This is a genomic window from Falsiroseomonas sp. E2-1-a4, from assembly GCF_051433165.1.
GTDB lineage: Bacteria > Pseudomonadota > Alphaproteobacteria > Acetobacterales > Acetobacteraceae > Falsiroseomonas.
Window position 1 is genome coordinate 22,469 of record NZ_JBHMFS010000035.1, and the last position, 8,748, is coordinate 31,216.

Consider the following 8,748-nt stretch of genomic DNA (forward strand, 5'->3'; position numbering starts at 1 on the left):
CCCTGTGCGGGCAGAGCACTGCTCGTCCGTCTCCGACTTTGCGCGAATGGTGCGCCACATCGCGCGGGGCGGGACTAGGATCATCGCGGCGGGCCCGGAGTAGATGCGCACCGCGGCGCGGGCGACGCAGCACAAACAGGCCGCCGCCGCTGCGGGCGATGACGATGCCGGCAGTCTCCAGTGCCACGATGCCCTCCCGCACGGCAGAGCGGCAGGACGTTGGTTCAATCTACCACCAGCCCGATGCGCCGGATTACGTCAGCCCACTTCTCCGAATCCGCCTTGAGATAGGCGGCCGCACCCGCCGGATCGGTCGGCGCCGGATCTAGCCCGAGCCGGGCCAGCCGATCCGCCGTTGCCGGCTCCGCGAGCCCGGCATTGAGCCGCTGGTTGAGCGTCGTCACAATCTCAGCCGTCATGCCGGCTGGGCCGAACAGGCCGAACCAAGTAAGGACTTCGAATGCCGGCAGCCCGGCCTCGGCCGAGGTCGGCACCTCTGGCAGCGCAGCGGCGCGCCGAGGCGCTGGCACCACGATTGGCCGCAGCCGCCCATCGGCGATGAAGGGCGCGGAGTTGCTGACGGGGTCGAACATGACCTGCAGCCGCCCGGCGACGACGTCGGTCAGCGCCTGGGTGTTGCTGCTGTAGGGCACGTGCAGCATGTCGAAGCCGGCCAACGTCTTCAGTAGTTCACCCGCCAAATGCAGCGTCACGCCAACGCTTGATCCGAATGCAAGCTTGCCTGGATTCGCCTTGCCGTAGGCGATCAGCTCCTGGAGGTTGTGGATCGGCAGCCCCGGATGCACGGAAACCACCAACGGCCCCGTACCCACCAGCCCGAGTGGAGTGTAGTCGGTGATCCCGTCATAGGGCTTGCGGCGATAGAGATGCGGGTTGACCGCATTGGTCGAGGCGCCGCCGAGCAGCAACGTGTACCCATCCGGCTCTGCGCGCGCCACATGCTGCATTCCTGTTACTGCATTGGCGCTCGGGCGGTTCTCTACCACCACCGGCTGACCAGCCATGTGCGGACGCAGCAGCTCGGCGGTAAAGCGCGCCACCACATCGCTGCTGCCGCCGGCGGCATAGGGAACGATGATGCGGACCGCGCGGCTCGGATAATCCGCCGCCTGCACAGTGAACGGCCCTGTCAGGCCGCCCGCAGCCAGGATGCCAAGAAGCGCACGGCGCGGGAGATGAGTCATCGGGCTTCTCCGTCGGTGGTGGGGGGGCGGGTGCGCGATCACTCGCGCGGCGCGCGCGGCGTGATCTTCCGGGCTTCCAGCGCCTTTGCCGTCTCAGGCTCCAGCAGGCCGCAGGCGCCGGCGGTGGACCACCAAAGATGATCCGCCTTGTGCACGATCAGGCATTCCAGGCTGCGATGGACCAACTCGCCCTCGAATGAATGCCCCATGACGATGTGCACGATCTCCTCGGGCAGGCCGACAGCGATGCCAACATGCGCGCCGTAGACCGGGTGCCTAAGCGAGGGCATGCCGGCCTGCGAGCCGTCCGCATCCCAGCGAGCGCGGTTCGCAGGGTCGAACTCAAACGCTTTGCCGACGTCGTGCACCAGTCCGCCGGCGAGGATGATGTCGCGATGGATCCGCGCCTCAGGGAAGGTGCTGAGGAAGTCGTCAGCGATGGCCAGCGCTATGCGGGCGACACCGCGCAGATGCGTCGCCTGGTCGCCGCGCTTGAGGCGGAACATGCCCGGGTTGGCCTCGCCGGGGATGTCGTGGATCCGGTCGAAACTGCTCTCGGCAAGAGCATAGGCCCAGGCCTCGACGGTCTTCCGGCGCAGTTCCTCGTCCTGGACATTGGCCAGCTCGGGCAGGTCCTCCAGCACGCTGGCGCGTAGCACATCGGTGATCGGGCGCCGTTCTCGGCGGTCGAGGTAGTTCATTGCTGTCACGGGTCCTGAAGGCCGGAGTGCGACGATGGTGCAGCGCGCCAGGTGGAGGTCGCCAATACAAAGCGCGTCGCTCTATGATAACGTGGTGTTATGAACCTCTCCTTTCGTGAGCTCGAGGTGTTCCGGCACGTCATCGAGGCGGGCGGCGTCACGGCGGCGGCTGCGCGGCTGCGCATCTCCCAGCCCGCGGTCAGCCGAATGCTGCGCCAGACCGAGGCACGGATCGGCTTTCCGCTGTTCACCCGTGTCCGCAAGCGCCTGCTGCCCACGCCGGAGGCTCGCGCCCTCTTTGCCGTGACGGCGAATGCCTTCGCCGCACTCGATGCCGTGAACCGCCTGACCGAGAGCCTGCGGGAGGGCCGGGCAGGCACGCTGAAGATTGCTACAGTGGCGGCACTGGCCAGCGGCGTGGTCGGCGATACGATCCAGCGCTTCCGTGCCGACCGGCCGGAGGTTGCGGTGCTGCTGCACGTGTCGCCAGCGCATCAGGTGGTGAACCTGGTGGCCGATCATCAGGTCGATCTCGGTGCTATCATTGGTGCGACCGGCGATGCCGCCGTGCGGACGATCGAGCTGGGCTCGCACGGCCTGGGCTGCCTGCTGCCGCTCGGCCACCGGCTGTGTGCACAGGAAACCGTCTCCCTTGGCGACCTCGCGCGTGAGACCTTGATCTGCCCCGGTTTGCAGTATCAGACCGGCGCGCAGCTCAGCGTGGCCTTTGAGCAGGCCCGCATGCCCTTCCGTATCGCAATCGAGAGCGCGTTGGCCTCGGTCGCCGGAGCGCTTGTGCGGCGCGGGGCGGGGGTGGCGGTGCTGGACGGCTTCGGGTTGATCGCAGCCGGCGGGGCCGATCTGGAGACCCGGCCGCTCGACCTGCCGGTGCGCAACACCGCCTGCCTGGTCGAGTCCCGCCACCGCCCCCTCTCGCGCCTGGCGTTGGAGTTCCGGCGCTGTCTGCGGGAGGTAGTGGGCTGACGCGGCGCGGCCTCGCTGGCTGTTACATTTCCCGCCTCCTGCGCCTGACGCTGCTGGCGCCAGACATCATCGAGACGATCCCTCGCGGAGACGGAATCTGGGACGAAGCTGGTCCAGGCACTGCGCGCCGAGGGCGCCACCACTGCGGATTGAACGAAACCGCTTCGCGGTGAGGGCGGATGAGGCGGAGCTGGCTCCTGTCTGACAAGGTTGGTGCGCCGTACCACCTCCTGACAGGAGCCCTCCGATGGCTGAGATCCGCCCTCTGCGCCGGCGCATGATCGAGGACATGACGGTCCGCAATCTCTCGCCGGCGACCCAACGATCATACCTTTACGCCGTGGGAAAGTTCAGTCGACATTTCGGCTGCTCGCCGGAACTGCTGGACCTCGATGATGTGCGCGCTTTCCAGGTGCATCTGGTTTCTCAGGGGATCGCGTGGTCGAGCCTGAACCAGACGGTGGCGGCGCTGCGCTTCTTCTTTGGCGTCACGCTCGGCAACCAGGACATCCCCGAGCGCATCGCCTATGCCCGCGAGCCCCGTCGGCTGCCTGTCGTACTGGGCGCTGACGAGGTCGTCCGCTTTCTCGAGGCTGTGCCTGGGCTGCGGAACCGGACGGCGTTGACCACAGCCTATGCGGCTGGCTTGCGGGTGTCTGAGGTGGTCTCCCTCGGGATCACTGACATCGACAGCAGCCGGATGGTGATCCGCGTCCAGCAGGGCAAGGGTCGCAAGGATCGGGGACTGTCGCGAATTTCGTGTGCGGCCGGTCATGATGGGAGGAAAGGAACCCCCTCATGGCCAGACGGAAAGCCCCACAGATACCGGACGAAATCCTTGACCAGCTGCTGTCCGGTGCGGAGGCGAGCACCGCCTTCGACCAGGGCGGTCTGCTGGATCAGTTGAAGAAGGCGCTGGCTGAACGGGCGCTGAATGCCGAGATGGGCCACCACCTGGCAGGTGATGGCGGCACCGGGAACAGCCGCAACGGCTATGGCCGCAAGAGCGTGGTGACCGGCACTGGCCGCATGGCACTGGAGGTGCCCAGGGACCGGCAGGCGAGCTTTGATCCGCTGCTGATCGCGAAGTACCGGCGGCGCTTCCCCGGCTTCGACGACAAGATCATCTCGATGTACGCCCGCGGCATGAGCACACGGGAGATCGCGGGCCACCTGCTGGATCTGTATGGCATCGAGGTCTCGCCGGACCTGATCAGCACGGTGACCGACGCGGTGCTGGATGAGATCGCCACCTGGCAGGCCCGGCCGCTGGAGCCCGTCTACCCGCTGGCGTTCTTCGACGCGCTGCGGGTGAAGATCCGCGACGAGGGGCTGGTCCGCAATAAGGCGGTGCACATCGCGCTCGGCGTCAGAGCGGACGGCACCAAGGAAATCCTTGGGCTTTGGCTGGAGCAGAACGAGGGCGCCAAATTCTGGCTGCGGGTGATGAACGAGCTGCGCAACCGCGGCGTGGAAGACGTCCTGCTCGCCGTGGTCGATGGGCTGAAGGGGTTTCCCGAGGCGATCCTGGCGGTGTCCCCGAGGCCACGGTGCAGACCTGCATTGTGCATCTGCTGCGCCACAGCCTGGATTTCGTCTCCTGGAAGGAGCGCAAGCCGGTGGCAGCGGCCTTGAAGGACATCTACCGCGCGGTGGATGCCACCGCGGCCGAGGCGGCGCTGACGGCGTTCGAGGCCAGCCCCTGGGGCCGGAAATACGCCGCCATCGGCCAGAGCTGGCGGCGCGCCTGGGGCGAGGTGGTGCCGTTCTACGCCTTTCCCATGGAGGTCAGGCGATTGCTCTACACGACAAATTCCATAGAGGCCCTCAACTCCCGGCTGCGTCGCGCGGTCCGCGCCAGGGGGCATTTCCCGACTGATGAGGCGGCGCTGAAACTGCTGTTTCTTGTCTTGAACAGGACCGAGAAGGAATGGACGATGCCGCCGCGTGAATGGTCCATGGCAAAGGCACAATTCGCCGTCCTGTTCGGCGACCGCTTCACGCGAGCCTGGCCTGACCGTGTCGTTCAATCGACCGGCCGTACACGGAATTTCTGACACTCCCCCGGCTTCCAGAAATTCCTTCGACCAGGCGTAGTACAGGCTCTCGGCGATGGCCTCGCGGCGGCACAGGGCGGCGATACTCTCCTCGCCGCGCAGGCCTTCGAGGACGATGCGGATCTTGTCCTCGGCCGAGTGGTGCTTGCGGGTGGCGCGGCGGATGTCGCGCACCACCTTCTCGGCCGGCGGCTTGGCGGCGGGGGCGGAGGATTTCTGGCTCATCTTCACTCTCCTGGCAGTTACGATGAGCCAAAAATCTTCCGTTCCTCAACTCATCTGTCCCAAGGGTGCTGATGCCGGACAATCGCGAACTTTTGGTCCGCCCCGGCGCCATAGAAGGCCGCCTGAATGGCGGTGCGATCATCCGCCACGCCATCGCCCAGCCCGCCGAAATCGTTGGGCAGAACCGCCTCGCGGTCGCGCAGGTACTTCGCAAAGTCGGATTTGTTGAGATTGGCGTTGAGGACCAACAGATCATCGATGCGGGCGGCCCTGAGTAGGTCCTATGGTTGGATGCGCCAGAAATGCGAAAGTTGATGAGGCGGCCGGGTCGCCGGCCGCCGCGAGATTTGAATTGGGAGAAAGATAGGAGCAATACAAATTGATTGGTTTGCATGGGGAGGGATCGGTTGCTGCGACTCGCACTGCGGAGCGTCCGGGCAATCTGCCGAAATGGGAACATGGGATTGCCAGGACAAATTGTCGGGCTTAACCAGCATTCTACGACCCGAGAGCCCTTATAGCGTCCGCTGGAGACCTGACTTGAGTGCAGCATCAAACCCGTCGATCCAAGTTGGAGAGGTTGGCCTGGAGCGGGACGTCTTCCTGCGTCGTCTGCTGCGCGAACTCGCAGGGACGCTCCAGGACGTGGTCGGCCTGGAGGAGGCGTCTGGCTACATCAGTGTCGTCGGCGCCGCCATGGGCGAGCACATCGACGGCGCCTATCGCCATGCGCTTGCTGTTGACCGGCTTTCTCGCGAGCAGGTCTCGACGGTCCTCGTCGACCTCAAGCGCCGTATTCAAGGCGATTTCTTCATCGTAGAAGAAACCGAGGATCGCATCGTGCTAGGCAACCGGGCATGCCCCTTCGGTGAGCTCGTCCTGGGCAGACCCTCGCTCTGCATGATGACGTCCAACGTCTTCGGCTCAATTGCTGCCCAGAACCTTGGCTATGCAGGAGTCGCCCTCGACCGGACCATTGCTCAGGGTCATTCCGAATGCCGCGTGGTGGTTCATCTCCGTCCTAGCGAACACGCAGAACTGAGCCTTCGCGAATACTTCCGGCGAGACGATGCTAGCTAACGGAAGCGCTGAGAGCGTCCTGCACGGGCTTCCCGAGCCCGCCTTGGTGGTCGGAACCGATTTGAGCGTCGTCTTCGCCAACAGCGCGGCGCTTTCTCGTCTTGGTCCAGGCCTTGACGGCATCCGTGATCTGGCCCGCCTTACCAACACCCCGGAGGCCGCGGCTAAGCTGCGGGCCTATCTTCTCCGCTGCTCTGGTTCTCGCAGTCCGCTGCTCGGCGTTGCTCAACTGCGGGAGGTAGATGGCAGGATCACCGGCTTTCGCTGCCACGCAGGTCTGCTGCAACCTGCCGAAAGCCAAACACCGGCCAGACTGTTACTACGCCTCTCAGATCGGGGCGATGAGCGGTTCGCCACGCTAGCGCAGACGGTGCGCGACCTGAATGACGAGGTTCGCAGGAGGCGCCGCACACAGGCTTTGCTTGAGGAGGCTCTCCGCGACCGCGACGTCTTGCTCCGGGAACTGCACCATCGTGTGAAGAACAACATTCACATGCTCGCCGGCATGTTTTCGTCTGCGCGGCGCGAAACTGCTTTACCGGAGGCGGCCGTGGTGCTCGATGAGGCTTCGCGCAGGCTGGCTGCCGTCGGCGCGGTGCATCAGATGCTCTACGTCGAGGACAACCTCCGAGGCGTGCAGGGCGACGAATTCGTCACGCGGATCGCCACGATGGTCATGGACGGAGCCGGGGCCCGCGACAGGCTCTCGGTCGCGGCGGAGCCTATCGAAATACCGAACGATGCGGCTGTTCCGCTCGCGCTGATCCTCAACGAGCTTCTGGCGAACGCGCTGAAGTACGGTAACCGGCCGGACGGCACGTATGGCCGAGTGTATCTTGGCTTGTCCGATGTGGATGCTGCCATTGAGTTGTCGGTTGAGGACGAAGGCCCAGGATTTGACCCGGCGATCAAGACAGGCAGGCGCGCTTCGGGTCTGGGCTTGGTGCGCGGCTTGGCCCGTCAGATCGGCGGCTCTTTCTCGGTTGGATCTGGTGGAATTGCTGGAGCGCGATGCATTGTTCGTTTCCAAGATCGCGGCAGGGCGGTAGCGGCGACGGGAACTAATCAGCAATGAGTGGCCAACTAGGGTGGAATGCTATTGCCTCAGGCCTGTTCCAGCCAAGTCTGGTGCATGTCTCCGGGGTTGTCGTGGTGCGCTCTCAGGAAGATGGGCGGGCGGGTACGAGGCCGTCGTCGCGCGGCCGCGTCCTAATCGTGGAAGACGAGTATTTCGTTGCGCTAGACGCTGAGGATGCGCTGTCCGCCGCAGGTTTCATCGTGGTCGGGGTAGCGACGACCGCGGAGGAAGCTGCCGAACTGGCCGCAGCCAGTAAGCCTGACATTGTGCTGATGGATATCCGGCTGGCTGGTTCGCGAGACGGGATCGACGCAGCTGCCGAAATCCGTGGCCGGCTCGGTATTCCCAGCCTTTTTGCGACTGCGCACTCGGACGCAGCAACCCGGTCGCGTGGCGACGCAGCAGCCGCACCTCTCGGTTGGCTATCGAAGCCGTACACGCCTGGCGAAGTCGCAGCGGCTGTTTCGGAAGCAATCATCAGGGCGCGTCGGGGCGGCGAAGGCGGCGCTTGATCCTGGAGCGCCGGCATGGCGGCCTTCTACCGAGCGGTGGCAGTGACCGAGCCGGCGAGGGCGCGACCGTTGCCTTCGGCGGAGGCGCTGGTGATCAGCCCCTCCACACCGATTCCGGTCGCCGAGTGACGGAACGCCGCGGCGCGGGTGTCCGGTACGCCGGCCAGGAAGCGCTGGAAGCGCACCTCCGGCGCCCGATACCGGTTGATCACCGCGTTGCCGCAACGGGTCGCCGTGGCCGTGTAGTCGATGCTCAATCGGCACTGCAAGCAGCTGATCCGTCCTGCCGAGCCCGTGGCCGTTCAGGCCGCAAGGCGGTTTCGCCGCATCCGTAAGGTGACGATTAGCCCCTCCGCCGACCAGTCGAAGGCAATGCTGCCACCGAGCTGGTGCGCCATGCTGCGCCGGACCAGTTCGCTACCGTAGCCGGCCGGAGCGGAGGGCTCGACAACGGGCGGGCCACCCCGTTCAATCCAGACAAGTACGACCTCTTCGCCCGGGGCTGTGCACCCGAGGTCGAGCGTTCCGCACTCCACCGAGAGCGCGCCGTACTTCAGGGAGTTCGTCGCCAACTCGTGCACCACGAGGGCGAGCGTTGTGGCTGCCGCCGCGCCAATATCCATCCGCGGCACCGAGACTCGGATGCGCCCGGAAGTGCCGTCCGTATCGTCATAGGCCTGCAGCAGCACCGTCAGAAGGTCGCCCAGCAGCGCTGCTTCGACCGGACGGCCATCCCTTGGGCGAACGAGGTCGTGGGCACGCCCCAGGGCAGTTAGCCGCCTCGTGAGATCCTGCGCCATGTCCGTCGTAGTTGCCGCCGAGCGCGAGGTGATTTGGGCCAGCTGCGACGCCACGAACAGCAGGTTTTTGACCCGGTGGCTCATCTCGCCGGCGAGCAGTTGATTG

At 65.5% G+C, this 8,748-nt stretch carries 10 protein-coding genes and 2 pseudogenes; 6 read left to right on the plus strand and 6 right to left on the minus strand.

What is annotated here, in order from left to right; all coding sequences use genetic code 11:
• Window positions 1-224 precede the first annotated feature (224 nt).
• Together ACFHNC_RS23430 and ACFHNC_RS23435 are read right to left on the minus strand one after the other, a co-directional pair.
• Complete coding sequence (locus ACFHNC_RS23430) at window positions 225-1,136, minus strand: Bug family tripartite tricarboxylate transporter substrate binding protein (protein ID WP_437171662.1); 912 nt, start codon at window positions 1,134-1,136, stop codon at window positions 225-227.
• A gap of 107 nt (window positions 1,137-1,243) precedes the next feature.
• Complete coding sequence (locus tag ACFHNC_RS23435; protein WP_437171663.1) at window positions 1,244-1,906, minus strand: HD domain-containing protein; 663 nt, start codon at window positions 1,904-1,906, stop codon at window positions 1,244-1,246.
• A gap of 99 nt (window positions 1,907-2,005) precedes the next feature.
• On the opposite strand from ACFHNC_RS23435, the gene ACFHNC_RS23440 reads away from it, so the two are divergent.
• The 3 genes and pseudogenes from ACFHNC_RS23440 (at window position 2,006) to ACFHNC_RS23450 (ending at window position 4,947) form a co-directional block, all read left to right on the plus strand.
• Window positions 2,006-2,890, plus strand: coding sequence for a LysR substrate-binding domain-containing protein (locus ACFHNC_RS23440; protein WP_437171664.1), 885 nt, complete (start codon window positions 2,006-2,008; stop codon window positions 2,888-2,890).
• 247 nt (window positions 2,891-3,137) lie between these two features.
• Window positions 3,138-3,797, plus strand: coding sequence for a tyrosine-type recombinase/integrase (locus ACFHNC_RS23445; RefSeq protein ID WP_437171665.1), 660 nt, complete (start codon window positions 3,138-3,140; stop codon window positions 3,795-3,797).
• Window positions 3,689-4,947: pseudogene (locus ACFHNC_RS23450) on the plus strand (IS256 family transposase). Before ACFHNC_RS23445 ends, ACFHNC_RS23450 begins: the two are co-directional and overlap by 109 nt.
• Here ACFHNC_RS23450 and ACFHNC_RS23455 read toward each other — a convergent pair.
• Together ACFHNC_RS23455 and ACFHNC_RS23460 are read right to left on the minus strand one after the other, a co-directional pair.
• Window positions 4,876-5,172 (minus strand): annotated as a pseudogene (locus ACFHNC_RS23455) (transposase); the annotation flags it as partial. The pseudogenes ACFHNC_RS23450 and ACFHNC_RS23455 overlap by 72 nt on opposite strands.
• Before the next feature lie 50 nt (window positions 5,173-5,222).
• A complete protein-coding gene (locus ACFHNC_RS23460; protein WP_437171666.1) occupies window positions 5,223-5,420 on the minus strand; it encodes a hypothetical protein in 198 nt (65 codons plus the stop codon).
• A gap of 292 nt (window positions 5,421-5,712) precedes the next feature.
• Between ACFHNC_RS23460 and ACFHNC_RS23465 the strand changes: the two genes are divergently transcribed.
• The 3 genes from ACFHNC_RS23465 to ACFHNC_RS23475 all read left to right on the plus strand — a co-directional run bounded on the left by ACFHNC_RS23465 (window position 5,713) and on the right by ACFHNC_RS23475 (window position 7,842).
• Window positions 5,713-6,252 carry a methanogen output domain 1-containing protein gene (locus ACFHNC_RS23465; RefSeq protein ID WP_437171667.1) on the plus strand — a complete coding sequence of 180 codons (540 nt, stop codon included), beginning with the start codon at window positions 5,713-5,715 and terminating at the stop codon, window positions 6,250-6,252.
• A gap of 61 nt (window positions 6,253-6,313) precedes the next feature.
• Complete coding sequence (locus ACFHNC_RS23470) at window positions 6,314-7,327, plus strand: sensor histidine kinase (protein ID WP_437171668.1); 1,014 nt, start codon at window positions 6,314-6,316, stop codon at window positions 7,325-7,327.
• A gap of 140 nt (window positions 7,328-7,467) precedes the next feature.
• The gene (locus ACFHNC_RS23475; protein WP_437171669.1) at window positions 7,468-7,842 is read left to right on the plus strand and encodes a response regulator; all 375 of its coding nucleotides are present in this window, start codon (window positions 7,468-7,470) and stop codon (window positions 7,840-7,842) included.
• 26 nt (window positions 7,843-7,868) lie between these two features.
• Here the strand turns inward: ACFHNC_RS23475 and ACFHNC_RS23480 are convergent, their stop codons facing one another.
• Together ACFHNC_RS23480 and ACFHNC_RS23485 are read right to left on the minus strand one after the other, a co-directional pair.
• Window positions 7,869-8,099 (minus strand): hypothetical protein, encoded by a 231-nt coding sequence (locus ACFHNC_RS23480; protein WP_437171670.1) that lies wholly within the window; start codon window positions 8,097-8,099, stop codon window positions 7,869-7,871.
• Window positions 8,100-8,144: 45 nt separating this feature from the next.
• Window positions 8,145-8,748 (minus strand): sensor histidine kinase (locus tag ACFHNC_RS23485; RefSeq protein WP_437171671.1); only part of this gene is annotated, 604 nt, incomplete at its 5' end.